The organism is Streptomyces sp. DSM 41931 (genome assembly GCF_050271085.1).
GTDB lineage: Bacteria > Actinomycetota > Actinomycetes > Streptomycetales > Streptomycetaceae > Streptomyces > Streptomyces albogriseolus.
The window spans coordinates 4343564-4369987 of record NZ_CP189902.1; the positions used below are offsets into that span (position 1 = coordinate 4343564).

A 26424-nucleotide genomic window follows, 5' to 3' on the forward strand; every position below is an offset into this window, starting at 1 on the left:
GGTAGGTCCCGCCACTGACAGTCGGCATCGGGCGGGCATATGTGCAGGTCGGGGCCGATTGTCAGTGGCGTGGTGCACGGTGGGTGACAGATCCGAACCGGCCGAGCTGGAGGGGGGACCCAGCCATGTCTGTGTCCGCAGAACCGACATCCGTCGACCCGCGGCGGAACGGCTCCGCGCCCGCGGACACCGGCCCCGCGCGGACGGACACCCTGCGTCCGCACGCCGAGCACGCCTTCGCGGACGAACTGGCCGCGCTGGCCGCCCAGGACGACCGTCCGCGCCCTGCCCGCTGGCGTCTGTCGCCGTGGGCCGTCGCGACCTATCTGCTCGGCGGGACGCTGCCGGACGGGACGGTCATCACCCCTAAATACGTGGGCCCGCGCCGGGTCGTGGAGGTCGCGGTGACCACCCTCGCCACCGACCGCGCCCTGCTGCTGCTCGGCGTGCCCGGCACCGCCAAGACCTGGGTCTCCGAGCATCTCGCCGCCGCCGTCAGCGGCGACTCGACGCTGCTGGTGCAGGGCACGGCCGGCACCCCGGAGGAGGCCATCCGCTACGGCTGGAACTACGCCCGGCTGCTCGCCCACGGCCCCAGCCGCGACGCCCTCGTCCCCAGCCCCGTGATGCGGGCGATGGCGGAGGGCAGGACGGCCCGCGTCGAGGAGCTGACCCGGATCCCGGCCGACGTCCAGGACTCCCTGATCACGATCCTGTCCGAGAAGACCCTGCCGATACCGGAGCTCGGGCAGGAGGTGCAGGCCGTCCGCGGCTTCAACCTGATCGCCACGGCCAACGACCGCGACCGCGGCGTCAACGAGCTGTCCAGCGCCCTGCGCCGCCGGTTCAACACGGTGGTGCTGCCGCTGCCGGAGACACCGGAGGCGGAGCTGGACATCGTCACGCGCCGCGTGGAGCAGATCGGGCGGTCGCTCGATCTGCCGGCGGTGCCCGACGGCGTCGACGAGATCCGCCGGGTCGTCACCGTCTTCCGCGAACTGCGCGACGGCGTGACCGCCGACGGCCGGACGAAGCTGAAGTCCCCCAGCGGCACGCTGTCGACGGCCGAGGCGATCTCCGTCGTCACGGGCGGGCTGGCCCTCGCCGCCCACTTCGGCGACGGCGTGCTGCGGGCCGGCGACGTCGCCGCGGGCGTGCTCGGCGCGGTCGTCCGTGACCCGGCGGCGGACCGCGTCGTCTGGCAGGAGTACCTGGAGACCGTCGTCCGCGAGCGCGACGGCTGGGCCGACTTCTACCGGGCCTGCCGCGAGGCCGGCGCATGAACGGCGGCCAGGCCCGGGACACCGGGCAGCCGCTGCTGCTAGGCGTGCGGCACCACGGCCCCGGGTCGGCGCGGGCCGTGCGGGCCGCGCTGGACGCGTCCCGGCCGCGGGTCGTGCTCATCGAAGGCCCGCCCGAGGCCGACCCGCTGATCCCGCTGGCCGCGGCGGAGGACATGCGCCCGCCGGTCGCCCTGCTCGCCCATGCCGTGGACGAACCCGGCCGGTCGGCGTTCTGGCCGCTGGCCGCGTTCTCCCCGGAGTGGGTGGCGCTCCGCTGGGCGCTGGAGCACGGGGTGCCCGCCCGCTTCATCGACCTGCCGGCCACCCACACGCTGGCCTGGGAGCGGGACGAGGAAGAGAACGAAGAGGACAAGGAGGGCGTGGAGGGGGAGGCCGCGGCGGAGCGGTACGCCCTGGACGAGGACGTGCGGATCGATCCGCTGGGGGTGCTCGCCGACACCGCCGGGTACGACGACGCCGAGCGCTGGTGGGAGGACGTCGTCGAACACCGCGGCGCGGGGAAGGGGGACGCGCTCGCGCCGTTCACCGCCCTGGAGGAGGCCATGACGGCGCTGCGGGAGACGTACGGCAGCGGCGGGCACGGGCGGGACCTGATCCGTGAGGCCCATATGCGGCTGCGGATACGGGAGGCGCAGCGGGAGTTCGAAGACGGCGTGGCCGTGGTCTGCGGGGCGTGGCACGTGCCGGCGCTGCGGCGGCGCGCGGGCGTGACCGCCGACCGGGCGCTGCTCAAGGGCCTGCCGAGGGTGAAGACGGACGTGACGTGGGTGCCGTGGACGCACCGCAGGCTGTCCCGGGCCGGCGGGTACGGCGCGGGCATCGACTCCCCGGGGTGGTACGGGCACCTGTTCGCCGCCCCGGACCGGCCGGTCGAACGCTGGCTGACCAAGGTGGCGGGACTGCTGCGGGCCGAGGACCGCGCCGTGTCGCCCGGCCACGTCATCGAGGCGGTGCGGCTCGCCGAGACCCTCGCCGCGCTGCGCGGACGCCCGCTGCCCGGCCTGGGCGAGGCCACCGACGCCGTACGGGCGGTGATGTGCGACGGCTCCGACGTGCCGCTGGCGCTGGTGCGCGACCGGCTGGTCGTAGGCGACGTGCTGGGGAAGGTGCCGGACTCGGTGCCCGCGGTGCCGTTGCAGCGGGACCTGGAGCGGACGCAGCGCCGGCTGCGGCTCGGACCGGAGGCGGCCGAGCGGGAGCTGGACCTCGACCTGCGCAGGGAGACCGACGCGGAGCGCAGCCGGCTGCTGCACCGGCTGCGGCTGCTCGGCATCGACTGGGGACGCCCGGCCGCCTCGCGCTCCGGCACCGGCACCTTCCGGGAGACCTGGCGGCTGCGCTGGGAGCCCGAGCTGGCCGTGCGCACCGCCGAGGCGGGGGTGTGGGGGACGACCGTGCCGGCCGCCGCGACCGCCAAGGCGGAGGCGGACGCGGTCGCCGCGCGCGCCCTGGCCGACGTCACCGGTCTCGCGGAGCGCTGCCTGCTGGCCGCCCTCCCCGACGCCCTCCCGGTGGTGATGCGCGTCCTCGCCGACCGCGCCGCCCTCGACACCGACGTCGCCCATCTCGCGCAGGCGCTGCCCGCCCTGGTCCGCTCGCTGCGCTACGGCGACGTCCGGGGCACCGACACGGCAGCCCTCGCCGAGGTCGCCGCCGGTCTCGCCGAGCGGGTCTTCGTCGGACTGCCGCCCGCCTGCGCCGGGCTGGACGCCGACGCGGCCGAGGAGATGCGGCGCCATGTCGACGCGGTGCACAGTGCGCTGGGCCTGCTCGGCGACGTCCCCGCGGCGCGCGACGGGAGACTGCGCGCACGCTGGCGGGCCGTGCTGCGGACGCTGTCCGCGCGGGACGCCGTGCCGGGGGTGCTGCGCGGCCGGGCCGTGCGGCTGCTGCTGGACGAGGGCGAACTGGCGCAGGACGAGGCGGCGCGGCTCATGCGGCTCGTGCTGTCGCCGGGCACGCCCCCGGCGGACGCTGCCGCGTGGATCGAGGGGTTCGTGGGCGGCTCCGGCGGCGGGCTGCTCCTGGTCCACGACGAGCGGCTGTTCGGCCTGGTCGACCGGTGGCTGACGGCCGTTCCGGCGGAGGCGTTCACCGACGTGCTGCCGCTGCTGCGGCGGACGTTCTCGGCGTACGAGCCGGGAGTACGGCGCACGCTCGGGGAACGGGTGCGCCGGGGGCCCGGCAGACAGGGCCGCGTGCAGGCCCTGACCGCCGGCGCGCCCGGCTTCGGGCCGGGCGTGGACGAGGCTCGGGCGGACGCCGTCCTGCCAGTGCTGCGGCTGCTGCTGGGGCCGGACGGCGACGGGGAGGTCCAGGCGGACCGGGTGGACCGGGTGGAGGTGCGGCGATGACGGGGGAGGCCAGGATGACGACCGCGGGGGACCCGGTGGAGGAGCGGCTGCGCCGGTGGCGGCTCGTGCTCGGCGGGGACGCGGCCGACGGCACCGGCCACGCGCTGTCCGGACAGGACACCGCGATCGACGACGCCCTGACCGCCCTCTACGGCAAGGACGACACCCCCAGGACGGGACGCGAGCGGGCGGGAGGACTGGGGGCGTCGGCGCCCTCGGTGGCGCGCTGGCTCGGCGACATCCGCACGTACTTCCCCACCTCCGTCGTCCAGGTCATGCAGCGCGACGCCATCGACCGGCTCGGCCTCGGCACGCTGCTGCTGGAGCCCGAGATGCTGGAGGCGGTCGAGGCCGACGTCCACCTCGTCGGCACGCTGCTCTCCCTCACCAAGGCGATGCCCGAGACGACCAGGGAGACGGCACGGGAGGTCGTGCGCAAGGTCGTCGAGGACCTGGAGCGGCGGCTCGCCACCCGCACCCGGGCCACCCTCACCGGCGCCCTCGACCGCAGCGCCCGCGTCCGCCGGCCCCGCCACCACGACATCGACTGGAACCGCACCGTCGCGGCCAACCTCCGGCACTACCTGCCGGACCACGGCACGGTCGTGCCCGAGCGGCTCGTCGGCTACGGGCGCGCCTCGCGGTCGGTGAGGAAGGAGGTCGTGCTCTGCGTGGACCAGTCCGGGTCGATGGCGTCGTCCGTCGTGTACGCCGCGGTGTTCGGGGCGGTCCTCGCGTCCATGCGGGCGGTCGCCACCCGGCTCGTCGTCTTCGACACCGAGGTCGTCGACCTGACCGAGCGTCTGGAGGACCCAGTCGACGTGCTCTTCGCCACCCGGCTCGGCGGCGGCACGGACATCAACCGGGCGCTCGCGTACTGCCAGTCGCGCATCACCCGGCCTGCCGACACGGTCGTCGTGCTGATCAGCGACCTTTACGAAGGGGGGATACGCGACGGGATGCTGAAGCGGGTGGCCGCCGTCAAGGCGTCGGGCGCGCAGTTCGTGTCGCTGCTCGCCCTCTCCGACGAGGGCGCGCCCGCGTACGACAGGGAGCACGCGGCGGCCCTCGCGGCGCTGGGCGCGCCGGCGTTCGCCTGCACCCCCGACCTCTTTCCGGAGGTGATGGCGGCGGCGATCGAGAAGCGGCCGCTGCCGATACCCGACGCGGGGGCGGCCGGACCGGACTCCCCGCGCTGAAAACGGACATGAGTGCCCATCGGTGACACGGGGGTTGCGGGACCGCGGGCGTCGCGTGCAAGGATCGGGGCCGTTCTATCGAGGACCCGTGAAGGTATCCGGTGGTCCTCGCAGTCCGGAGAGGGAACGCCCCTGTCGACCTGGTCAGCAACAGCCGTGCCCGGGGCTGCCGCACGCGTGGTGCGCGCGGCGGCCCGGAGGCGTGCGGTTCGGCTGGCGCTGGTCGCGGGTGCGGTGTTTCTGTTCGGCGTGCTGTGCGGTGAGCAGGCGCGGGCGGCGGACGGCCCGCCGTTCGCCGGAGGGGTTGTGCGGGGGGACGCGGGGGGCGTCCCGTCCGTGTCCGTGCTGGACGGCCTCACGGCGGCGGGGGACGGGCCTGCGGCCCGGAAACCGATGGGGAGTGCGAGTCGCCTCGCGGACGTGCGGGGCTCCCGGTCCGACGCCTGGTCCGGCGGACAGCCCGCGGCTGGCCCGGGCGCGCGGCCTCGCGCCGAGTCCGGTGCGCGGTCAGGGCAGAAGCCGGGCTTGCTGTCTCTCGGCGGGGCGGTGCGCGGAGCGGACGAGCGCGTGGTGCAGCCCGCCGTCGCGCGGGTGACGCGTCCTGCCGGTGAGCGTACGGTGCACCCCGGCGTGGAGGGGGTCGGTCGGGCGGGCGAGGAGCAGGCGCCGAGGCCGGACGGGGAGACGCCTTCCGAGTCGGTCGTGGGTCGCGTGCTCACGCCCGTCGGCGAGGCCGTCGGTGTCCCCGTCGCGGAGCGGATCGTTCGACCCGTCGGGTCCGTCGGGTCCGTCGGGTCCGTCGGGTCCGTCGTGCAGCGCGTGCTGCGGCCCGTCGGGGAGGTGGTCGGCGGCGTGACCGAGGAGCTGGACGCCGTCGTCGGGGCCCTGCCCGCCGTGTCCCTGCCCGTGCTGGGGCAGCCCGCGGTGCTGCCGCCGCAGTCGTTGCCGGGCCTTCCCGGGCTCCCGGGCCTCCCCGCACAGCCCCTCCCCTCCCACCTCGTACCCGGTCCCGCCACCCCCGGCGGTCAGGCGCCCGAGCCCCCGTCGGCAGCGGCTGACAACCCCGCCGTACCGCCTGCCCCCGTCGTCCACGGCCCGTGGACCCCCGTGGCCGCAGGCGCCGGCGCAGGCGCGTCCGCCGAAGCCGTCACCCCGGCCGCCCACCGGGCGGCTCCTGCCTCCCGGGCCGTCCCTGCCCCCGCCGGAGGTGCGGGGGGCGACGGTGCTCTCGGCAGTCGGTCATCCGCCGATCAGGGCGGCGCGCGGCACGCCGATGCGGGTGCCGTGCCCGCGGCACACCGGCCCGTGCCCCGGCTCGTGCCGGGCGCCACCGCGTCCGCGGAGATCTCGGGCACGCGCGAGCACAGCCGGGACGTGCACGTCCCGCCCGCCTAGGCCGTACGGCGACACTCCCGCGCAGGCGCGCGCAGCCGTCCGTACGGACAGAAGCCCCGTCCCGGCCGAAACGGCCGTGGACCGGCCGTCCCGGCGTTCCCCGGTGCGCACCCGCCTGCCACCCGTTCCTGACTCACGGGTAACAAAGGACTCCGCGGGGCATCAGGACCCCGGACAGCCGAAAGCCGTCGGTTCGTCCGGCCGCGACCTCGCGGAAGGGAGGCCGGCCCTCATTGGGGAATGGAGGCCGGCCGCCCCGCAACCCCGGACCACGGGCGTCACAGCCCGTCCGGGTTGTTCGGCAGGGCCTCACCGGGCCAACCCCAGCCCGGTGAGGCCCCTCACGCGCGGCACGGGGTGCCGGAGAAGCCGACATCATGTGACAGGTATCACCGCTCACGTGTGACTCGCGATTTAGAGGCTCCCCCCATGCGGCGATAACCTGCGAGACGGACATGCCGCGCGCTCGGACACCGTGTGCGCCTCCCTTGTGACAGAGCGGACGTCACGTTGCCCTTCGCGGCACGCCCACGCATCCAACGAACCGCGAGATCACTGATAGGGACGGAAGCGCGTGGACCTGTTCGAGTACCAGGCGAGGGACCTCTTCGCCAAGCACGATGTACCGGTGCTGGCCGGTGAAGTCATCGACACGCCTGAGGCGGCCCGCGCAGCCACTGAGCGTCTCGGTGGCAAGTCCGTCGTCAAGGCCCAGGTGAAGGTCGGCGGCCGCGGCAAGGCCGGTGGCGTGAAGCTCGCCGCCACCCCGGACGAGGCCGTCGCCCGCGCGACGGACATCCTCGGCATGGACATCAAGGGCCACACGGTCCACAAGGTGATGATCGCCGAGACGGCCCCGGAGATCCTGGAGGAGTACTACGTCTCCTTCCTCCTCGACCGTGCCAACCGCACCTTCCTCTCCATCGCGTCCGTCGAGGGCGGCATGGAGATCGAGGAGGTGGCGGCCACCCGTCCGGAGGCCGTCGCCAAGATCGCGATCGACGCCATCGACGGCGTGGACGAGGCCAAGGCCCGGGAGATCGTCGAGGCCGCCAAGTTCCCGGCCGAGGTCGCGGACAAGGTCGCCGACGTCCTGATCAGGCTGTGGGACACCTTCATCAAGTCGGACGCCCTCCTCGTCGAGGTCAACCCGCTGGCGAAGGTCGCCTCCGGCGACGTCATCGCCCTGGACGGCAAGGTGTCGCTCGACGACAACGCCGAGTTCCGTCACCCCGAGTACGAGGAGCTCCACGACAAGGCCGCGGCGAACCCGCTCGAGGCCGCCGCCAAGGAGAAGAACCTCAACTACGTCAAGCTCGACGGCGAGGTCGGCATCATCGGCAACGGCGCGGGTCTCGTCATGAGCACCCTGGACGTCGTCGCGTACGCCGGTGAGAAGCACGGCAACGTCAAGCCGGCGAACTTCCTGGACATCGGCGGTGGCGCCTCCGCCCAGGTCATGGCCAACGGCCTCGAGATCATCCTCGGCGACCCGGACGTCAAGTCCGTCTTCGTCAACGTCTTCGGCGGCATCACCGCCTGCGACGAGGTCGCCAACGGCATCGTCCAGGCCCTGAAGCTGCTGGAGGACCGCGGCGAGAAGGTCGAGAAGCCGCTCGTCGTGCGCCTCGACGGCAACAACGCCGAGCTCGGCCGGCAGATCCTCACCGACGCGAACCACCCGCTGGTGCAGCGCGTCGACACCATGGACGGCGCGGCCGACAAGGCCGCCGAGCTGGCCCACGCCGCCAAGTAAGCACTCAGGACGAGGACACAACACACCATGGCTATCTGGCTCAACAAGGACAGCAAGGTCATCGTCCAGGGCATGACCGGCGCCACGGGCATGAAGCACACCAAGCTCATGCTCGGAGACGGCACCAACGTCGTGGGCGGCGTGAACCCGCGCAAGGCGGGTCAGACCGTGGACTTCGACGGCACCGAGGTACCCGTCTTCGGCACCGTCAAGGAGGCCATCGAGAAGACCGGCGCCAACGTCTCCGTCGTCTTCGTGCCGGAGAAGTTCACCAAGGACGCGGTCGTCGAGGCCATCGACGCCGAGATCCCGCTGGCCGTCGTGATCACCGAGGGCATCGCCGTGCACGACACGGCCGCCTTCTGGGCCTACGCCGGCAAGAAGGGCAACAAGACCCGGATCATCGGCCCGAACTGCCCCGGCATCATCACCCCGGGCCAGTCGAACGTCGGCATCATCCCGGGCGACATCACCAAGCCGGGCCGCATCGGCCTGGTCTCGAAGTCCGGCACGCTGACGTACCAGATGATGTACGAGCTGCGTGACATCGGCTTTTCGACCGCCGTCGGCATCGGTGGCGACCCGATCATCGGCACCACGCACATCGACGCGCTCGCCGCGTTCGAGGCCGACCCCGACACCGACCTGATCGTGATGATCGGTGAGATCGGCGGCGACGCCGAGGAGCGGGCCGCGGCCTTCATCAAGGAGAACGTGACCAAGCCGGTCGTCGGCTACGTCGCGGGCTTCACCGCGCCGGAGGGCAAGACCATGGGTCACGCCGGCGCCATCGTCTCCGGTTCCTCCGGCACCGCGCAGGCGAAGAAGGAGGCCCTCGAGGCCGCCGGCGTCAAGGTCGGCAAGACGCCGACCGAGACCGCCAAGCTGGCGCGCGCGATCCTCGCCGGCTGAACCGCCGGCGCGACAGCGCATCGTACGGGTGGGCCCGTTCCCCTGGTGGGGGACGGGCCCACCCGTCTTGGCCGGTGCGCGGGGCAGCGGCTCAGCGGGCCTCGGGGGTCAGGCGTTCCGGGCCGTCGAGCAGGGCCTCGCGCAGCCGGTCGCGCAGTTCCCGCTGGTCGTCCGAGAGCGGGCCCGGCGCCGCCCGGGGCGGCACGCCCCGCACCGTCTCGCCCGGCGGTACGGGCGGTACGTAGTGCGTGGGCGCCGTGTGCAAGGTCATCGCCGTGCTGCCGATCAGGACGACGGTGACGGCCGCCGCCGTCCGCGTCCACAGACGCGCCCGGCGCTCGCCGCCGACGCGGACCGCCGCCGGCTCCGCCGCCCGCGTCCGCCCGCTGGACGCCAGCTCCGCCAGCCGGTCGTGCAGCTCCCCCGGACCGGCCGGCTCCGGCAGCCGCTCCGCGAGGACCTCACGCGCGTACAGCAGCCGCCCGGCCGCGGCCCGCGTGCTGGCCTCCGTCTCCGCCGCGGTATCCGGCAGGTCCAGGCCGACACCGTCGTACAGCACAAGCGTGCGGCGGTACGGCGGCGGCAGGCTCAGCAACGCGTCCAGCAGTGCGCGGTCGTGGTCGTCGGGCGGCGGGGGCTCGGGGTGCCGGTAGCGGCGGCGCAAGCGGTGCCAGGGGGAGAGCGCCCAGTCGTGCGCGGCCGCACGCACCCACCCGGCCGGGTCCGGGTCACGCGCCACCTCCGGCCAGTGGTCCCACGCCCGCTGGAAGGCCCGCTCCACCGACTCGTGCGCGAGGTCGCGCCGCCCGGTGAGCAGGTACGCCTGCCGGACGAGGGCGGGTGCGCAGTACGCGTACAGCGCGTCGAAGGCCTGAGCGGGCGTGAGATACGGCCCCGCCTGCCGTGCGGCGGGGACCGCCCCCGGCGCACGGTTCAGGCCCGACGGCCGCAGCGCCCGCGCCCACGAGGGGCGCCTCCGCCCCCGGCCTCCGGTACGGGACGAGCGCCCACGACCCGACTCCGCCCCGCCGCTCGACGGCGCCCCGCGCCCCGACCCGGCTCCGGCTCCCGGCTCGGGACCACGCACCGGCACCGAGCCGTGCTCCGACTCGTGCCCGTCTCCCGGCACAGGGTCCTCCTCCGACGCCGACCGGCTCCCCGACCGCGATACGCTCTCCGGCTGCGATCCGTTCTCCGACGCCGGCCCGCTCCCCGACTCGTGCCCGTCTCCCGGCACCGGGTCCTCCTCCGACGCCGACCGGCTCCCCGACCGCGGTCCGCTCTCCGGCTCCGATCCGCTCCCCGGCACCGAGTCCGAATCCGACGCCGGTCCGCTCTCCGGCTCCGATCCGCTCCCCGGCACCGAGTCCGAATCCGACGCCGGTCCGCTCTCCGGCTCCGGTCCGCTCTCCGGCTCCGATCCGCTCCCCGGCACCGAGTCCGATTCCGGCGTCGGTCCGCGCTGCGCGGTCCGTTCGGTCGCCGACGACGTGCGCGGCTCCGACGGTGTGTCCGCCACCGGCGAGAGGAGCGACGTCGGGGTCAGGATGAAAGACGCGGGGTTCGGGGCAACGCCCTGGTTCGAGTCGTCGGCGCCTTCGATCGGTGCCGTAACGATCGTCACCCCGCCGGGTGTCTGCGGCGCCTGACGGGGCGCCGGATGGTCGGCCGCCAGCGTGGACAGCAGTTCCGCGTACGCGGCCCTGTTGCGGCCCCGGGGCGTGCTGCGGCCCGATTCCCAGGCCCGCACCGTGTCGGGGCGTACCCCGAGGCGCTTGGCGAGCTGAGCGCGTGTCAGCGAGCAGGCCTCCCGCAGGCGTCGGCGTTCGGTCGGCGGGGGGAGTGGAAGGGCAGGGCTCCGCGTCACTGGGCGTCCCTCAGTACAGAAAAGTACATAAACGTATATTGAGCGACACAGCCGAGCTTTGCCCGTTACACCGGTAAAGCGCGTGTCGTTGGGAGCATGGCGGGCGTGATCCAGACGACCGTACGCCGATCGATGCCGGCCTCCCTGTTCCGCCGGGCGCGTCACCGCTCGCCCGGGCTGGCCTCCGGCCTGGTGGGTGGCGCCCTCGCGGCCGGGCTGGGCCTCGCGGTGTTCACCGTGCTCGTGATGCTGCTGTGGGTCAGCTCGCCCTACCCGGACAGCGGACCCGGCGGCGCCCTGCACGTCGCGGCGGCCCTGTGGCTGCTCGCTCACGGCGCCGAACTGGTCCGCGTCGACACTCTCTCCGGCGCCCCCGCCCCCATGGGGGTGCCCCCGTTGCTGCCGGCCGTGGTGCCGGTGTGGCTGCTGCACCGGGCGGCGCGGGACACCGCCGAGGGAGGCGCCCGTGACAACGCCCCGCTGGTACCGGGCCGTATCGCCTGGGCGGGTGTCGTCCTCGGCTACCTCGCGGTCACCGCCCCCGCCGCCCTCTACGCCGCCGGCGGTGCGCTGCGGCCCTCGTGGACGTGGACGGCGGTGTGCGTACCGCTGGTCGCGCTGGTAGCCGCCGGGACGGGGGTGTGGACCGCGTACGGGCGGCCCAGCGGGCCGTTGGAGCAGGTGCTGGGAGCGGTGCTGCCCCGGGGCGTGCGGCACCTGGTGCTGGGCCCGGACGGCCGTCCCGGTGTCGCGGCGCGCGCGGCGGCGGCCGGGGCGACGGTGCTGGTCGCGGGTGGTGCGGTGCTGCTGACGGTGTCGCTGGGCCGGCACCTCGGCGAGACCCGCGGGGCGTTCGGGCGGCTGACGGAGGGCTGGCCGGGGTGGCTGGCGGTGCTGCTGCTCTGCGTCGCGCTGCTGCCGAACGCGGCGGTGTGGGCGGCGGCCTACGCCCTCGGCCCCGGCTTCCTGCTCGGCGCCGGGACCTCGGTGACGCCGCTCGGTGCGCAGGCCGCGCCGCTGCTGCCGCCGTTCCCGCTGCTGGCGGCGGTGCCGGACCCGGGTGCGGGCACGGCGCTGCACGGGACGGTCGCGGCGCTGCCGCTGACGGCGGGGGCCGTGGTGGGATGGTTCGTCGGGCGGGGGTCCGTGACGGGCGGGGGAGGCTTCCGCATCTGGACGACCGGGCGGACCGCCGGTGCGGCGGCGTTCGCTGCCGGGCTGTGCGGGGCGCTGCTGGCGCTGCTCGCCGGGCTGGCGGGCGGTCCGCTGGGCACGGCCGCGCTGGCCCGGTTCGGCCCCGTGTGGTGGCAGGTGGGCCTGGCGACCGCGGTGTGGCTCGGACTGACGGCCGCCGTGACGGCCCTGACCGTACGGGCGTGGTGCCTCCGGCGGCCGTACCGGCGGGGCGGGGGCGAGCGCCGACCGGCCCGTGTGGTCGCGCCCCGGCGCCGTCCGGTCTCCCCGCGCCCGGCCCTGAGGACGCGGCTCCCTCGCCGCAGGCGGTTCGGGCGGAAGCGCGAGCGCAGCGCTCCCGCCCCGGTCGCCGAGGACGAGCCCTACCTGCTCCTCGACCAGGACAGCGACGACCGTGATCACGGCGGCCTCGGCGGCCTCGACGCCGGCGCGGGCCCGCTCGGGTTCAGCCCGCGCCCCGCGCCCACCTCGCCGGCGACGAACCCCGCGTCCCCGCGCGAGCTCCCCGACCTCCCCGCCCCCTCCGCCCCCGACGACGCCCCCTCACCCTCCGCCCCCGGAGACACCGAACCCCGCCCACCCGCGTGAGCGGGCGGACGGGGTTCGGCGGAATCCCAGGTGACGTCCGGCGGGCTCCCGCCGGACGTCCCGTCAGCCTTGCTCGTCCAGCAGACCGCGGAGCTGCTCCGGCAGATGGTCCCCGCAGGACTGGCGCGCCTGCTGCGTGAGGGCGTCGCTGGTGCACTCGTAGTAGTCGCTGTAGACCAGGCGGGCGCCGAAGACCCCGGCCACCAGGAGCAGCGCCAGCCCCGCCGTGACCAGGCCGCTCACCGCCGCCGTGGTCTGCGGGCGGCCCTTCTGCCCGGACGCCGGGACGTCCGGGTCCTGCCCGCGGGGCTTGGCGCGCAGGGCGCTGATGCTCCAGTACAGGGCGAGCGCGCCCAGCAGCAGCGCCAGGTACGGCCAGTTGAAGAGGGCGAAGAAGAAGGCCCACATGCCGCCCAGCAGGGCGTAGCGCGCGCGGCGCTGGGCCGGGTCCGTGGGGTCCCAGCGCATGCCCGGGCCCTGCTGGCCGCCGCCCTGCCCCTCGGGGCCGCGCGGACGCTCGCCGAAGCCGCCGGGGGAGCGGCCGGGCTGCCGGTCGCTCCAGTTGCGGCCCCACGGGGAGCGGCCGCCGCCCTCGCCCTCGCCCTCCCCGCCCGAGGGGTGGCGGGGCTGCCAGGGACGGTCGGGCGTGCCCTCCGGCGGGGGCGCGAACGGGTTGTCGTCCTGGCCGTCCCGGGAACCCTGGCCCTGGGCGCCGCGGCGGTCGTCGCCGCCCTCGCCCCGGGAGGCGTCGGGGGGTGAGGAGGGGCGCTCCCGCAGCAGCACGGCACCCCGCTCCCCTCCCTGGGCCGACTGCTGGGGGAACGTGAGGAGTCGCAGGCTGCGGTCCGGCATCAAGTGAGCGTCTTCCCCTTAATGAAGCACGGCGTGGGTGCGGTGTGACCGCCTCGCACGACGTATCGACTACGAGTGAGCGGTGAGCTGGTGCGTTCCCGTCAGCTCCGCGCGGCCCGGGTCCGTCGCCCCGTGAACGAACGGTGCGCGGTCGGCGTTCCCGTGCGCCCCGGTGTCCAGGACCTGCGTACCCCGGCCGGCTCGTACCAGACGCTACCTTCCGGCCACGCCCCCGTCCCGTGGGGGCCCGTCGGGAGTGCCGGTATCGTTGCTGCCGGTCGGCCGCTTCGTAGGCTTCCCCGTATCAGGGGGCGCGAAGCATTCGTAGGAATGTACAAAGCGCTGTGCCGCCGACCGTACAGACGCTCCCCGAGAAAGGGCCCCACCGTGGCCGCCAAGCCCGTGGCCGAGCGCGCCAGGCGTCGTCTCGTCGTGCTGGTCTCCGGATCCGGCACCAATCTGCAGGCGCTCCTCGACGAGATCGCCGCCGTCGGACCCGAGGCCTACGGGGCCGAGGTCGTCGCCGTCGGCGCGGACCGCGAGGGCATCGAAGGGCTGGCCCGGGCCGAGCGCGCCGGTCTGCCCACCTTCGTGTGCAAGGTCAAGGACCACGCGACCCGCGAGGAGTGGGACGCGGCGCTCGCCGAGGCCGTCGCCGCGTACGAGCCCGACCTCGTGGTGTCCGCCGGGTTCATGAAGATCGTGGGGAAGGAGTTCCTCGCGCGCTTCGGCGGGCGGTTCGTCAACACCCACCCCGCCCTGCTGCCCAGTTTCCCCGGGACCCACGGCGTACGGGACGCGCTCGCGTACGGCGCCAAGGTCACCGGCTGCACCGTCCACTTCGTCGACGACGGCGTCGACACCGGGCCGATCATCGCGCAGGGCGTGGTGGAGGTCCGGGACGAGGACGACGAGAGCGCTCTGCACGAGCGCATCAAGGAAGTCGAGCGAAGGCTGCTCGTCGAGGTCGTGGGGCGCCTCGCCCGCAACGGCTATCGCATCGAGGGACGAAAGGTAGTTATCCAGTGACCGCCGAGAGCAACAAGCGGGCCATTCGACGGGCGCTCGTCAGCGTCTACGACAAGACCGGCCTCGAGGATCTCGCGCGCGGCCTGCACGAGGCCGGGGTGGAGCTGGTCTCCACCGGGTCCACCGCTGCGAAGATCGCCGCCGCGGGCGTCCCCGTGACCAAGGTCGAGGAGCTGACCGGCTTCCCCGAGTGCCTGGACGGCCGGGTCAAGACGCTGCACCCGAAGGTGCACGCCGGCATCCTCGCCGACCTGCGTCTCGCCGACCACGAGCAGCAGCTCAAGGACCTCGGCGTGGAGCCGTTCGACCTGGTCGTCGTGAACCTCTACCCGTTCCGCGAGACCGTCGCGTCCGGCGCCACGCCCGACGAGTGCGTGGAGCAGATCGACATCGGCGGCCCTTCGATGGTCCGCGCCGCCGCCAAGAACCACCCGTCGGTCGCCGTCGTCACCAGCCCCGCCCGCTACGGCGACGTCCTCGCCGCGGTCCAGGGCGGCGGCTTCGACCTGGCCACCCGCAAGCGGCTCGCCGCCGAGGCCTTCCAGCACACGGCCGCGTACGACGTGGCCGTCGCTTCCTGGTTCGCGTCCGAGTACGCGCCCGTGGACGACTCGTCGTTCCCCGACTTCCTGGGCGCCACCTGGGAGCGGAAGAACACCCTTCGCTACGGCGAGAACCCGCACCAGCCGGCCGCGCTGTACGTCTCCGGCACCGGCGGTCTCGCCGAGGCCGAGCAGCTGCACGGCAAGGAGATGTCGTACAACAACTACACCGACACGGACGCCGCGCTCCGTGCCGCGTACGACCACGACGCCCCCGCCGTCGCGATCATCAAGCACGCCAACCCGTGCGGCATCGCGGTCGGCGCGGACGTCGCCGAGGCCCACCGCAAGGCGCACGCCTGCGACCCGCTGTCCGCGTTCGGCGGCGTGATCGCCGTCAACCGCCCGGTGTCGAAGGAGATGGCCGAGCAGGTCGCGGAGATCTTCACCGAGGTCATCGTCGCCCCGGACTACGAGGACGGCGCGCTGGAGGCCCTCACCAAGAAGAAGAACATCCGCGTGCTGCGCGCCCCGCAGGCGCCGTCCGCCCCGGTCGAGGTCAAGCCGATCGACGGCGGCGCGCTCCTCCAGGTCACCGACCGGCTCCAGGCCGAGGGCGACGACCCGGCCACCTGGACGCTGGCCACCGGCGAGGCCCTGTCCGAGGCCGAGCTGGCCGACCTGGCCTTCGCCTGGAAGGCCTGCCGCGCGGTGAAGTCCAACGCGATCCTGCTCGCCAAGGACGGCGCGTCCGTCGGCGTCGGCATGGGCCAGGTCAACCGCGTGGACTCCGCGAAGCTGGCGGTCGAGCGGGCCGGAGCCGAGCGCGCCCGCGGCTCCTTCGCCGCCTCCGACGCGTTCTTCCCCTTCCCCGACGGCCTGGAGATCCTCACCGAGGCCGGCGTCAAGGCCGTCGTCCAGCCGGGCGGCTCGGTCCGTGACGAACTGGTCGTCGAGGCCGCGCGGAAGGCCGGAGTGACGATGTACTTCACGGGGACGCGGCACTTCTTCCACTGATCCCGCGTTCCACCGATCCCGCGCCCGACGGCGGTGGCCCCGGTCCCTTCCCGGACCGGGGCCACCGCCGTCCCGCGTGCCCGCGTCAGCAGGGACGCAGGTACCAGATCGGGTCCCAGGTGGCCGTGCCCGACTCGTACGCCGTGGACGTCCAGCGGACGCTGCCGTCCTGGTTGTAGAAGCGGGCGACCGTGCCCGGCGTCTGGTTGTTGATGAAGGGGCCGTCGCCGGTCCAGTTGCTCAGCTTCCACGTCTGGCACTTGTAGAAGTCGAACTTGGTGCCGTTGACGACCATGCACAGGTGCCCGTAAGCGCAGGACAGGGCCTTCGTGGAGGCCTTGCCCTTCGGGGCCTCGGTGACGGTCAGCCCGTCGTAGCGGACCGCGTCGGCGGTCACCCGCACGGGCTCGGCGTCGCCGCCCAGCATCCGCTCGGCCGTCTTCTGGAGCGAGGTGACCCGGGTGCCGTCCGGGCCCGGGGCGGCGGTGGCCGCGACCGAGCTGCCGGCGACGAGGGCCGTGGCCGCGACGAGCAGCGCGGCGGACTTGAAGGTGTTCACTGGTTCCCCCATGAACGAAGTGGTCGGTGGCACCGCGGAGGCGGTGTGCTCACACCGTGCCGGGCGCGCGCACCGCCCGGTACCTCGCACCTGCGAGGGTCACCTCCGGCCGGGCGGGGTGTACTCCTTCAGGTAATGGGCGACACGGTCGGCGTAGGAGCGGTACGTCGCGGGGACGCCCCCCGTCTCGTTCACCCTGCGCCACGACGTGCGGTAGGCGGCGGCGATCAGCACCCGACGGTCCTCCCGCAGTCCGTCGTCCAGCCGGGGCGCGATCCAGCACAGGTAGCGGCCCATCGCGGGCACCGACTCGGCGGGCGGGAACGGCGGTTCGGGCACGGTCTCGCCCGGTGTGCCGTCCTCGTTCATCCACCACCGCAGCACCTTCGGCGTCCACCGCGCGATGCCGTACTCGTCGCGGGCCGGGTCGGACAGGTCGGGGTCGAAGTCGCTCTCCACCTTCAGCATGGCCGCGATCAACGGGGCGGTGACGTCCTCGCTGCGGCAGTCGCGCGCGGTCTCCACGATCAGCAGCCGGTAGGCGGCCGGCACGCCCCGGTCGGTGCGCAGCACGTCGGCGCCGTACGTGGCGGCGGCGCCGGTGTTCGCGCTCGGTTGGCCGTCGGACAGGGCCCACCGGTCGACGCCGTAGCCGAGGACGGCCACCGCGGCGGTGGCGACGGCCGCCGAGACGGCGACCGCCCGCCGGGAGCGGCGCCGCGCGGGCAGCAGCCGGGGCAGCCGGAACGGGCGTCCCGCGCCGGCCGCCTCCCGCACCCGCCGCAGCAGTTCCTCCCCGCCGATCCGGTCCGCGTGCGTACGGGACAGGCAGGCGCGGACCACGTCCCGCCAGGCGTCCGGGAGGTCGGGGGAGAGCCGCAGCTCGTCGGTGCCGGAGACGTACGCGGCGGCGGCCGTGCGGCGGGCCGCCGGGGTGGCGCCGGGCAGCGGGAACGCGCCGGTGAGCACGAGATGGGCGAGCACGCCGAACGCCCACACGTCGGCGGACGCGCGGATCCGGCGGCCCCGCTCGCCGATCTCGGACCACAGCAGCTCGGGCGGGGTGTAGTCGGGCGTGGAGAAGGCGGACGTGTAGGCGTGCGTGCCCTCCAGCTCGGCGGCCGTGTTGAAGTCGGCGAGGCGGACCGAACCGTCCGCCATCAGCAGCACGTTGGCCGGTTTCAGGTCGCCGTGCACCCAGCCCGCCCGGTGCAGCTGGGCCAGCCCCTCGCAGATCTGGGCGAGCAGGCCGGGACCGGCGCCGGGCCGGGGCGAGGCGTCCAGCAGCGCGGACAGCGAACCCTCCGCCCTCTCCAGCACCAGCACGGTGGCGCCGTCCAGCTCCGGGTGGCCGGGGTCGTCGACGGTCAGCGTCTCGAACATCCGGATGAGGCGCGGCTGTCTCAGCCGGCGCAGCACGTCCACCTCACGCTCGGCCAGTTCGCGCAGGTGGTGCAGCTGACGCGGGGTGCGGGTGCCGGTGGCCAGGAACTTCAGCGCGACGTCACGCGGCCCGTCCGCGCCGCCCCCGGTGCGGCGGCCGGCGTACACGCTGCCGAACGCGCCCGTGGCGATCGGCTCGCGTACCTCCCACGCGCCCACCCGGTACCCCTTGGGCACCGGCACGGCGTACGTCTCCGTCACCGGACCCGCTGGCGGAGCGGGGCCGCCAGGACCGTCAGGTCGTCCTCGCGGACCAGGTCGAAACGGAGCGCCAGGGAGACCAGCGACTCCTTCTTGCCGTTCAGCCGCGGACCCGGGTCCGCGGTCTCCGGGCCGGGTTTGAGGCGCAGCTTCACGGCCAGGTAGTCGATGTTCCACTGCACCGCGGCGCGGGACGCGGCCGGCCACTGCGGGCGCAGCCGCTCCACCACCTGCTCCACCGTGGGCAGCGGCGCGTGCGGCGCCCCGCGCAGCCGGGGCTCGCACAGCGCGGCCAGAACGGCGAAGTAGCGCTTGGAGCGGTCCAGGGAGAAGGCGGGCGTGGTGGCGGTCCGGTCGTCGCCCGCGTCGTGGCGGACGTGTTCGTGGCAGGGCGCCCACACCTCCAGCGGCAGCAGGTCGCCGCAGGCCGGCAGCACGATCCGGGAGAACTCGAACGGCACCGGCGCGTCCAGGCGGCCCGGCCCGACCTTGATGTGCTCGCCCGCGCCCTCCGGGTTCTCCACGACGTACGTCTGCTCCCGGCTGAGGTTGCTCAGCAGCCAGAAGGAGCCCTGCGCGGTGATCTCACCCGCTCTGCGGGACACGCCGTCGTGCGCGATGCGCAGGCCGTTCCCCTGCGGCGCGCGGCCGAAGGAGAGGCGCTCGCCGGGCGCCAGACGGAGCCGGTCACGGCGGCCGGAGTCCTCCGGCACGGTCGCCGGAGGTACGACGATGAGGCTGTACACGGTGCATCCCCCCATGCCTGACAGCTACTCGGCCAGGGTAGGGGGACGCCCCGCCGCCGGACCTCCCCCGATCGGGTGCGACACGGGTGTGCGGCGGGTTCGGCGCGAAAGGGGCGGGTCGTACGACGGGGCCGTGTCCCCCTCACCGTGGAGGGAACACGGCCCCGTGGCGGTCGTCGCGGTGAGCGGGCCGGGACGGCTCAGTACTGGGGCGGCCGGTTGAACCAGTAGCTGCCGTTCTTGTTGGCGCAGAACACAATGATCAGGATGCCCATCACCAGGCTGATCAGCGCGAACACGTTGGCGCCGAGCAGGTTGATCACGCTGAACAGCGTGACGACCGAGGCATAGATGATCGCGGAGACGCGTGCGCCGCCACGCCCCGTGCCGAACTTGGCAGCCGTGAGGATCGCCCATGTGGCGAACGCCAGCACGAGCACCCCCAGCACGATCATGATGCCCGCGCCGACGCTCGCGACGGTGTCCGCGTCCTCCGCGGTGAAGGACGGGTCGTCGGATATGAGGTCCTCCATCTGGTCGGCGAACCAGCCGCTCGCGACCACCATGAGAAGGCCGGCGAGTGCCTGAAGACCGCCGAGCACGTAGAGCATCACGCGCGCGGCCTTGACGGTGCCAGGCATGGCCACCGGCCCGCCCGGGTGCCCGTAGGGCTGGACCGGCGGGGCGGAGGGGTACCCGTAGCCGGGCTGGCCGGGCTGCTGGGGATAGCCGTAACCGGGCGGCTGGCCCTGGGGAGCCCCGTAGGGGTTGTTCGGGTCGCCGAAACTCATGGCGGTTCTTCCTCCGTTGCGCTTCTGGTGCGGGGACGACGCGAGGCACGGCGCGGAGGAAGTACTACAGATGCGGTCCGTCCCCCCGGTTCTGCCCGCGGCACTGCGCGTTCATCGTTCTTGACCGTTCCTTTCCTTGTCCAGCGGTACGACATATGTGTTGTGCAAGTGCAACATCGCGATCTTGCTCGTATTGCAACCGATGGTGATCGAATGCCCGGTACGGGCGGGACGGCCGACCGGAATGCGGGCTGATTGGTACAGGGACCCGGTCATCCGCGAGGATGGGGGCCATGACCGCCCAGATTCTCGATGGCAAGGCCACCGCAGCCGAGATCAAGTCCGATCTGACCGCCCGTGTGGCGGCGCTGAAGGAGAAGGGCGTCACGCCCGGCCTCGGCACGATCCTCGTGGGGGACGACCCCGGCAGCCAGAAGTACGTCGCGGGCAAGCACCGCGACTGCGCCCAGGTGGGCATCGCCTCCATCCAGCGCGAACTGCCCGGCACCGCCACGCAGGAGGAGATCGAGGCGGTCGTCCGCGAGCTGAACGAGGACCCGGACTGCACCGGCTACATCGTCCAGCTGCCGCTGCCCAAGGGCATCGACGAGAACCGCATCCTCGAGCTGATGGACCCGGAGAAGGACGCCGACGGCCTCCACCCGATGAACCTCGGCCGTCTCGTCCTCAACGAGCCCGCCCCGCTGCCCTGCACGCCGAACGGCATCATCACCCTGCTGCGCCGCCACGGCGTGGAGATCAAGGGCGCCGAGGTGGTGGTCGTCGGGCGCGGCGTCACCATCGGCCGTCCGATGCCGCTGCTGCTGACCCGGCGCAGCGAGAACGCCACCGTGACCCAGTGCCACACCGGCACCCGCGACCTGTCCGCGCACCTGAAGCGCGCGGACATCGTCATCGCCGCGGCCGGCAGCGCCCACCTGATCCGTCCCGAGGACGTCAAGCCGGGGGCGGCCGTCCTGGACGTCGGCGTCTCTCGCAGCGCCGAGGGCAAGATCGTCGGCGATGTCCACCCGGGCGTGGCCGAGGTGGCCGGCTGGGTCGCGCCCAACCCCGGCGGCGTCGGCCCGATGACCCGGGCGCAGCTGCTCGTCAACGTGGTCGAGGCGGCGGAGCGCAGTGTCGGCTGAGCGGAAGGCGCCGGACGCCCCCGAGGCCCCCGCGGCGGCGGAGTCCGGGGAGGACGTCACCGTCCGCGACGCGGTCAGCGCGCCCGACGCCGAGGGCGTCCCGCGCCGGGCCACCCGCAGATTTCCGCTGTTCACCCGGGACACCGCGCGTCCCGAGGGCGGCGGCCGCGCGGCCCCCGGCGACGCCCCCGCGCCCGCCCGGCAGTGGCCCATCCTGGCCGTGCTGCTCACCGTGGGCCTGGGTCTGCTGCTGACCGCGCTGGACGTGTTCCGGGTCGGGTTGCTGCTCATCGGCGCGGCGCTGCTGGCCGGGGCGGTCCTGCGCTGGGTGGTGCCGGACGTCGGCATGCTCGCCGTGCGCTCCCGCTTCACCGACATCGTCACGTACGGCGGCATGGGGCTGGCGATCGTGCTGCTGGCGCTGATGATGCAGCCGGATCCGCTGCTGCGGTTCCCGTGGCTGCAGGACATGCTGCACTTCACGGTCGACGGCTGAGCCTCCCGCGCGCCGGGAACGGCGGCCCGTCCACACCCCCGTGGGCGGACGGGCCGCCGCCGCGCACCACATTCCTGCACGGCGGACGGCCCGATCAACGGCCGCCGGGCCGCTGTGGCACGGAAGTGACCGTTCCGGTACGCGCCCCGGAATCCCCGTACACCCTTGCGATGACTCCGGCGCCTGTTCGCGGCACGGACGCCCGCCCAGGGGTGATGTGGCCGCGGACACCTCCGCACGAGGGCGCCGGGGTGGTAGGACAGGAAGACGGTCGGACGGTCGTACCGGTCCGGTTCACCCGGTCCGTCGGTTCCGGGGTTCCGTTCGGCCGGGGGGCCGACCGGTGGGACACTGGAGCGCAAGCGACTGGGCGTGCAACGCCGCACGCGCCCTGTTGCTCCCGTGCGCCCCCACCCCGGGAACTGAGACCCGTCCCGGTGGCATCCCTGTGGGTAGCCAGACGGGACGTGGCAGCGGGCACCATGCGCGAGGGAAACACCAGCACGAACCGGGGGGAAGAGGGGGAGAGCAATGCCTCGTTGGAAGGCCTTGCCGGATGAACTCGATCCGCAGATCAGAGAGTTCACCAGTCAGCTCAGGCGGCTGGTGGACCGCAGCGGTCTGAGCGTCGCGTCGGTCGCCGACCGCACGGGCTACAGCAAGACGTCCTGGGAGCGCTATCTGAACGGCCGGCTGCTCGCGCCGAAGGGCGCGATCGTGGCGCTGGCCGAGGTCACCGGGACCAACCCGATGCATCTGACCACCATGTGGGAGCTCGCCGAGCGCGCCTGGAGCCGCTCGGAGATGCGGCACGACATGACCATGGAGGCGATCCGGATCTCGCAGGCGCGCGCCGCGCTGAGCGAGCTGGCCGGGCCGCCGTCGGGCGGGGGCGGACGCTCCCGCGGCGGCGGGGCCCGTACGGGGGTCGCCGGTCCGGCCGGGGTGTCGCCGAGCGTGCCGCCCCAGCCGACCGCCACCGACGTGCGCGACGCGTCGGGCAGCGGCAACTCCTGGGGGGTCGCGGGCCCGGACGCCGGTTACCCGGGGGCGTACGGTCCCGGTGCGCCCGCGGCGGGCGGGTACGGCCCGCCGCCCGCGGAGCCGTCCGGCGGCGGTTCCGGCCGCCCCGCGGGCAAGCGGCGCACGGCGATGTTCCTCGTCGGCGCGCTCGGCGCGCTGGTGGTGGTCGCCGCCGGGCTGTACGTCACCGAGACCCAGGGCGACGCCAAGGAGGCGAAGCCCTCCCCGTCGCCCACCGTCACCAAGGAGGCGCGGCTGCCTCCCGGCGTGAAGTGCAGCGGGAAGAGCTGCGAGGGCAAGGACGCCGAGGTCATGGGGTGCAGCGGCGACCTGGTCACCACGGCCGGCTCCGCGGTCGTCGGCGCCACCACCGTCGAGATCCGCTACAGCAAGGTCTGCGCCGCCGCGTGGGGGCGCATCACCCAGGCCGCGCAGGGGGACACGGTGGAGATCACCTCGGGCACGTCCCAGCAGACCGACTCCGTCGACGCGCCGGGCGACACGGTCGCCTACACGATGATGGTGCCGGTCGCCGCCGCGACCGAGGCGAAGGCCTGCGCGGTGCTGGCCGCGACGGGCGAGAAGGGCTGCACGGAATGACGGTCCGGCCGCTCCCCGGCGCGGCCGGACCCCGGACCGCCGGGCTGCAGGGGCCGGCCGGCCGGTTCCCCCGTCCGCGTAGGCCGTACGGGTCGTGACATGTGAGGGAACCGTGGGGACGTGAATGCGGCCGCGTGGGGCGGGCACGCGAGAAGTACCCCCACGGGATGCCGGCACGGTCGGTCCCCGACGGCGGCCGCCCCGCCCCCACCTCTCCCGGACGGAGCGGCCGCCCCCTCTCCTCACCCCTCCGCCCCGCCCGGTTACCCGGGTGTGCGTGCGGTCACTCTGTGGGGCGGGCCACAGGGAGCCCGGCCGTGCACGCTGACCGATGCGCGATAGCCTGACCGCTGGATCTCTCTTGACGCCAAGAGATCGATCAGTCGAACCGGTGATCGATCATCGCGGCGGACACCGGTCACGAGCCGGAGCGGGGATCCCGCACCAGGGGGCAGGGACCGCCCCACCGCCAGCTGTCATACGGAGAACGCCATGACCCGCACTCCCGTGAACGTCACCGTCACCGGCGCGGCCGGCCAGATCGGTTACGCCCTGCTCTTCCGCATCGCCTCCGGCCAGTTGCTCGGCGCGGACGTGCCGGTCAAGCTGCGCCTGCTGGAAATCACCCCGGCGCTCAAGGCCGCCGAGGGCACCGCCATGGAGCTGGACGACTGCGCGTTCCCGCTGCTGCAGGGCATCGACATCACGGACGACCCGAACGTGGCCTTCGACGGCGCCAACGTCGCCCTCCTCGTCGGCGCCCGGCCGCGGACCAAGGGCATGGAGCGCGGTGACCTCCTCGAGGCCAACGGCGGCATCTTCAAGCCGCAGGGCCAGGCCATCAACGCCCACGCCGCGGACGACATCCGCGTCCTGGTCGTCGGCAACCCGGCCAACACCAACGCCCTGATCGCCCAGGCCGCCGCCCCGGACGTCCCGGCCGAGCGCTTCACCGCCATGACCCGCCTGGACCACAACCGCGCGCTGACCCAGCTCGCGAAGAAGACGGGCTCGACGGTCTCCGACATCAAGCGCCTGACCATCTGGGGCAACCACTCCGCCACCCAGTACCCGGACATCTTCCACGCCACGATCGCCGGCAAGAACGCCGCCGAGGTCGTCAACGACGAGAAGTGGCTGGCCGAGGACTTCATCCCGACCGTCGCCAAGCGCGGCGCCGCCATCATCGAGGCCCGCGGCGCCTCGTCGGCCGCCTCCGCCGCCAACGCCGCCATCGACCACGTCTACTCCTGGGTCAACGGCACCCCGGAGGGCGACTGGGTCTCCATGGGCATCCCGTCCGACGGCTCCTACGGCGTCCCCGAGGGCCTGATCTCCTCCTTCCCGGTCACCGTCAAGGACGGAAAGTACGAGATCGTCCAGGGCCTGGAGATCAACGAGTTCTCCCGCACCCGCATCGACGCCTCCGTCAAGGAGCTCGAGGAGGAGCGCGAGGCGGTCCGCTCGCTCGGCCTCATCTGAGCCCGGGCCCGCACGGCCTTCGCGGGGCCCCGTACCGGTTCGTCCGGTACGGGGCCCCGCGCGCGTGCGGCGCGGGGGTCCGCACCGTCGCCGTCCCACAGGTCACCGCCGTCAAACCGGTACGCCCCCGCCCGGCGTTCCCCTATGCTGATGCCCCGTCACTCCGCGTGGCGGTGACATCGATTCGCGTATCGGGGGATCCGCGTGAGCACTGCCTTCGTGCCGCACCAGCAGCCACACCACCCGGGCGGGCAGCCGGACGGCCCGCCGCCCGTGCCCCCGTACGCCAGCGAGGCGACCCGGCTGCTGTGCGCGGGGACCTACCTGGACCCCGGTTACCGCGACCGTGTCATCGAGGAGCTCTACCTCCACGAACAGCGGGTCGTCGCGCCCTCGCTCGGCTTCGACGCCGCCCGCGTCCTCGCCCACGCGCTGCGCGCCCGGCGCCTGGAGACGCTGTGGGCGGCCGCCGTCGTCGGCCTGTGGATCGTCGGCACCCTGATCAGCGGCAACCTGCTCCTCTACTTCGTCTGGCCCAGCCTGCTGCTCGCCGTCGCGCCCCTGCTGCGCGGCCGTGACGCCCGGCCTCCGTGGTACCGCTCGCTCAGCGCGTTCCTGGCCCGCTGGGGCGGACGCGTCTTCACCGCGTTCGCGTTCTTCACCGTGTTCTCCGTGGCGTTGGGCGAAGGCCGCGAGGAGCCCTCCTACGACTCCTCGCCCTACGGATCCTCCGGCGACGATGACGTGCTGGGGGCGGTCACCGACGAGCTCACCGGGGGCGCCAGGCCCTGGCAGGCGTGGTTCGGGATCGGCGTGCTCGTGGTCATCGGCCTGTGCGTCGCCGGGCGCCGCACCCAGTTCGCCCGGGTCCTCGCCGCCGAACTGTCCCCGGACCGGTTCCCGGACGCGGCCGGCGATCCCGCCGAGCAGCACGACGGACCCCGGTTCCGGCGGCTGTCGCAGCGCATCCGGCTGGAGCAGCACACCCCGCTCGTCATGTACCACGAGGCGCGCCCGTTCTGCGGGGCCGGCACGGCGTACGACACCTGGGTGCTCGCCGTCGAACTGCGGCCCGACGAGGACGCGGACCAGCAGCCGATCGGCAACCGGGCCATCCTCGACCGGGTCCGGCCCCTCGTCGAGCAGCTGCGCGTGCCCGCCGAGCACGCGGGCCCCGGCGTACGGGACCGGCTGCGGCGGCTGGAGATCGACGAGTGCGTGTTCCTGCCCGCCGAAGGGCTGCTGCGCCGCGAGGAGGCGCCGTACGGGCCGGCCGACTTCGAGCAGCACCGGGCGCGGGCCGTGGAGGAGGGCGGCGAGAAGCGGCGCCACTTCCTGCGCGTCCGGGTCGGCGGCTGGGAGGAGGAGCTGGTCGTCACCGTCTTCGTCCGCGTCCACACCCAGGGCCGGATGCTGATGCTGGAGATCGCACCGCACGTGCTGCTGCCGGTCCGCGCGGACTTCAAGGACGCCGACCGCACCGCGCACCAGTTCCTGCACGACCTCACGGGCCGCATCGCCGGTTCCGCCGTCCTGGTGCCCCGCTCCGCCGGCGACTCGCTCATCACCCTCGGCCGGGGCGCGGCCTACCTGTGGCGGCTGCTGACCGGCGGCCACGCGCACGCGCTGCCCGACGGGCCCGCCCTGTCGGTGCGGGAGCTGGCGGCGGCGCCCGCCGGGTCCACGTTCCAGGACATGGACGTCGCCCGGTACCTGCGCAGCGTGCAGGACCGCATCAGCCGCGGGGTGCGGCTGGCGCTGGGCGAAGCGGGCTACGAGACCGGCGAGTTCGTGCAGAAGATCGTCAACATCAGCAGCGGCGCGGTGCACATCGGGCGCGCCGACAACTCGTCGTTCGCCTTCGGTGACCACGCGCGCGCCGAGACCACGACCGGCGGCCCCGGGCCGCAGAAGGGATCCGACTGA

Annotated in this window: 20 protein-coding genes and 1 pseudogene; 13 read left to right on the forward strand and 8 right to left on the reverse strand. The window is 74.1% G+C overall.

Annotated features, from left to right (window positions below; all coding sequences use genetic code 11):
• The first annotated feature begins 125 nt into the window (after positions 1-125).
• Genes ACP7TJ_RS20270 through ACP7TJ_RS20280 form a run of 3 tightly spaced genes read left to right on the forward strand, consistent with a single transcriptional unit; the run spans position 126 to position 4857 of the window.
• Entirely contained in the window at positions 126-1283 is a 1158-nt protein-coding gene (locus ACP7TJ_RS20270) for an ATP-binding protein (RefSeq protein ID WP_093769319.1), read from the forward strand.
• Positions 1280-3658: a DUF5682 family protein gene (locus ACP7TJ_RS20275; protein ID WP_427764384.1), complete on the forward strand. Its 2379-nt coding sequence runs from the start codon at positions 1280-1282 to the stop codon at positions 3656-3658. The genes ACP7TJ_RS20270 and ACP7TJ_RS20275 overlap by 4 nt, the downstream gene beginning before the upstream one ends.
• Positions 3659-3672: 14 nt before the next feature.
• Positions 3673-4857, forward strand: coding sequence for a VWA domain-containing protein (locus tag ACP7TJ_RS20280; protein WP_427764387.1), 1185 nt, complete (start codon positions 3673-3675; stop codon positions 4855-4857).
• 507 nt (positions 4858-5364) lie between these two features.
• On the opposite strand, the gene ACP7TJ_RS20285 is transcribed toward ACP7TJ_RS20280, so the two are convergent.
• Complete coding sequence (locus tag ACP7TJ_RS20285) at positions 5365-5853, reverse strand: hypothetical protein (protein WP_427764390.1); 489 nt, start codon at positions 5851-5853, stop codon at positions 5365-5367.
• A 973-nt stretch (positions 5854-6826) separates the two neighbouring features.
• Here ACP7TJ_RS20285 and sucC point away from each other — a divergent pair.
• Entirely contained in the window at positions 6827-8008 is a 1182-nt protein-coding gene (sucC, locus tag ACP7TJ_RS20290; protein WP_093769322.1) for an ADP-forming succinate--CoA ligase subunit beta, read from the forward strand.
• 27 nt (positions 8009-8035) lie between these two features.
• Entirely contained in the window at positions 8036-8920 is an 885-nt protein-coding gene (gene sucD / locus ACP7TJ_RS20295) for a succinate--CoA ligase subunit alpha (RefSeq protein ID WP_093769323.1), read from the forward strand.
• A gap of 91 nt (positions 8921-9011) precedes the next feature.
• Here sucD and ACP7TJ_RS20300 read toward each other — a convergent pair whose 3' ends face one another.
• Positions 9012-10049 carry an RNA polymerase sigma factor gene (locus ACP7TJ_RS20300; protein WP_427767416.1) on the reverse strand — a complete coding sequence of 346 codons (1038 nt, stop codon included), beginning with the start codon at positions 10047-10049 and terminating at the stop codon, positions 9012-9014.
• Between the two features lie 615 nt (positions 10050-10664).
• Positions 10665-10952, reverse strand: a pseudogene (locus ACP7TJ_RS20305) (hypothetical protein); the annotation flags it as partial.
• Here ACP7TJ_RS20305 and ACP7TJ_RS20310 point away from each other — a divergent pair.
• Positions 10884-12569: a DUF6350 family protein gene (locus ACP7TJ_RS20310; protein ID WP_427764395.1), complete on the forward strand. Its 1686-nt coding sequence runs from the start codon at positions 10884-10886 to the stop codon at positions 12567-12569. The pseudogene ACP7TJ_RS20305 and the gene ACP7TJ_RS20310 sit on opposite strands and share 69 nt — an antisense overlap.
• Positions 12570-12632: 63 nt before the next feature.
• On the opposite strand, the gene ACP7TJ_RS20315 is transcribed toward ACP7TJ_RS20310, so the two are convergent.
• Complete coding sequence (locus ACP7TJ_RS20315; protein WP_367462801.1) at positions 12633-13421, reverse strand: hypothetical protein; 789 nt, start codon at positions 13419-13421, stop codon at positions 12633-12635.
• Between the two features lie 387 nt (positions 13422-13808).
• On the opposite strand from ACP7TJ_RS20315, the gene purN reads away from it, so the two are divergent.
• Together purN and purH are read left to right on the forward strand one after the other, a co-directional pair.
• On the forward strand, positions 13809-14450 hold the full coding sequence (gene purN, locus ACP7TJ_RS20320) for a phosphoribosylglycinamide formyltransferase (protein WP_093769327.1): 642 nt from the start codon (positions 13809-13811) through the stop codon (positions 14448-14450).
• On the forward strand, positions 14447-16009 hold the full coding sequence (gene purH / locus ACP7TJ_RS20325; RefSeq protein ID WP_093769328.1) for a bifunctional phosphoribosylaminoimidazolecarboxamide formyltransferase/IMP cyclohydrolase: 1563 nt from the start codon (positions 14447-14449) through the stop codon (positions 16007-16009). Before purN ends, purH begins: the two co-directional genes overlap by 4 nt.
• An 85-nt stretch (positions 16010-16094) precedes the next feature.
• Here the strand turns inward: purH and ACP7TJ_RS20330 are convergent, their stop codons facing one another.
• The 4 genes from ACP7TJ_RS20330 to ACP7TJ_RS20345 form a co-directional block, all read right to left on the reverse strand.
• A complete protein-coding gene (locus ACP7TJ_RS20330; protein ID WP_246532062.1) occupies positions 16095-16580 on the reverse strand; it encodes a hypothetical protein in 486 nt (161 codons plus the stop codon).
• 87 nt (positions 16581-16667) lie between these two features.
• A complete protein-coding gene (locus tag ACP7TJ_RS20335) occupies positions 16668-18212 on the reverse strand; it encodes a protein kinase domain-containing protein (protein ID WP_401406945.1) in 1545 nt (514 codons plus the stop codon).
• Positions 18209-18958 (reverse strand): FHA domain-containing protein, encoded by a 750-nt coding sequence (locus ACP7TJ_RS20340; protein WP_427764402.1) that lies wholly within the window; start codon positions 18956-18958, stop codon positions 18209-18211. Before ACP7TJ_RS20340 ends, ACP7TJ_RS20335 begins: the two co-directional genes overlap by 4 nt.
• 200 nt (positions 18959-19158) lie before the next feature.
• Positions 19159-19749 (reverse strand): proline-rich domain-containing protein, encoded by a 591-nt coding sequence (locus ACP7TJ_RS20345; protein WP_093769332.1) that lies wholly within the window; start codon positions 19747-19749, stop codon positions 19159-19161.
• Between the two features lie 293 nt (positions 19750-20042).
• On the opposite strand from ACP7TJ_RS20345, the gene ACP7TJ_RS20350 reads away from it, so the two are divergent.
• From ACP7TJ_RS20350 to ACP7TJ_RS20370, 5 genes are all read left to right on the forward strand, one after another.
• Positions 20043-20897 (forward strand): bifunctional methylenetetrahydrofolate dehydrogenase/methenyltetrahydrofolate cyclohydrolase, encoded by an 855-nt coding sequence (locus tag ACP7TJ_RS20350; RefSeq protein WP_093769333.1) that lies wholly within the window; start codon positions 20043-20045, stop codon positions 20895-20897.
• On the forward strand, positions 20887-21393 hold the full coding sequence (locus ACP7TJ_RS20355) for a DUF3017 domain-containing protein (protein WP_093769334.1): 507 nt from the start codon (positions 20887-20889) through the stop codon (positions 21391-21393). The genes ACP7TJ_RS20350 and ACP7TJ_RS20355 overlap by 11 nt, the downstream gene beginning before the upstream one ends.
• A 531-nt stretch (positions 21394-21924) precedes the next feature.
• On the forward strand, positions 21925-23016 hold the full coding sequence (locus ACP7TJ_RS20360) for a helix-turn-helix domain-containing protein (RefSeq protein ID WP_367547262.1): 1092 nt from the start codon (positions 21925-21927) through the stop codon (positions 23014-23016).
• 492 nt (positions 23017-23508) lie between these two features.
• The gene (locus tag ACP7TJ_RS20365; RefSeq protein WP_167741029.1) at positions 23509-24498 is read left to right on the forward strand and encodes a malate dehydrogenase; all 990 of its coding nucleotides are present in this window, start codon (positions 23509-23511) and stop codon (positions 24496-24498) included.
• 204 nt (positions 24499-24702) lie between these two features.
• Positions 24703-26424 (forward strand): hypothetical protein, encoded by a 1722-nt coding sequence (locus ACP7TJ_RS20370; protein WP_427764408.1) that lies wholly within the window; start codon positions 24703-24705, stop codon positions 26422-26424.

Coding starts and splice junctions, on each gene's coding strand:
- ACP7TJ_RS20270 (WP_093769319.1), top strand. CDS start 126: ATGTCTGTGTCCGCAGAACCGACATCCGTCGACCCGCGGCGGAACGGC.
- ACP7TJ_RS20275 (WP_427764384.1), top strand. CDS start 1,280: ATGAACGGCGGCCAGGCCCGGGACACCGGGCAGCCGCTGCTGCTAGGC.
- ACP7TJ_RS20280 (WP_427764387.1), top strand. CDS start 3,673: ATGACGACCGCGGGGGACCCGGTGGAGGAGCGGCTGCGCCGGTGGCGG.
- sucD (WP_093769323.1), top strand. CDS start 8,036: ATGGCTATCTGGCTCAACAAGGACAGCAAGGTCATCGTCCAGGGCATG.
- ACP7TJ_RS20310 (WP_427764395.1), top strand. CDS start 10,884: ATGGCGGGCGTGATCCAGACGACCGTACGCCGATCGATGCCGGCCTCC.
- ACP7TJ_RS20315 (WP_367462801.1), bottom strand. CDS start 13,421: ATGCCGGACCGCAGCCTGCGACTCCTCACGTTCCCCCAGCAGTCGGCC.
- ACP7TJ_RS20330 (WP_246532062.1), bottom strand. CDS start 16,580: ATGGGGGAACCAGTGAACACCTTCAAGTCCGCCGCGCTGCTCGTCGCG.
- ACP7TJ_RS20345 (WP_093769332.1), bottom strand. CDS start 19,749: ATGAGTTTCGGCGACCCGAACAACCCCTACGGGGCTCCCCAGGGCCAG.
- ACP7TJ_RS20350 (WP_093769333.1), top strand. CDS start 20,043: ATGACCGCCCAGATTCTCGATGGCAAGGCCACCGCAGCCGAGATCAAG.
- ACP7TJ_RS20360 (WP_367547262.1), top strand. CDS start 21,925: ATGCCTCGTTGGAAGGCCTTGCCGGATGAACTCGATCCGCAGATCAGA.
- ACP7TJ_RS20365 (WP_167741029.1), top strand. CDS start 23,509: ATGACCCGCACTCCCGTGAACGTCACCGTCACCGGCGCGGCCGGCCAG.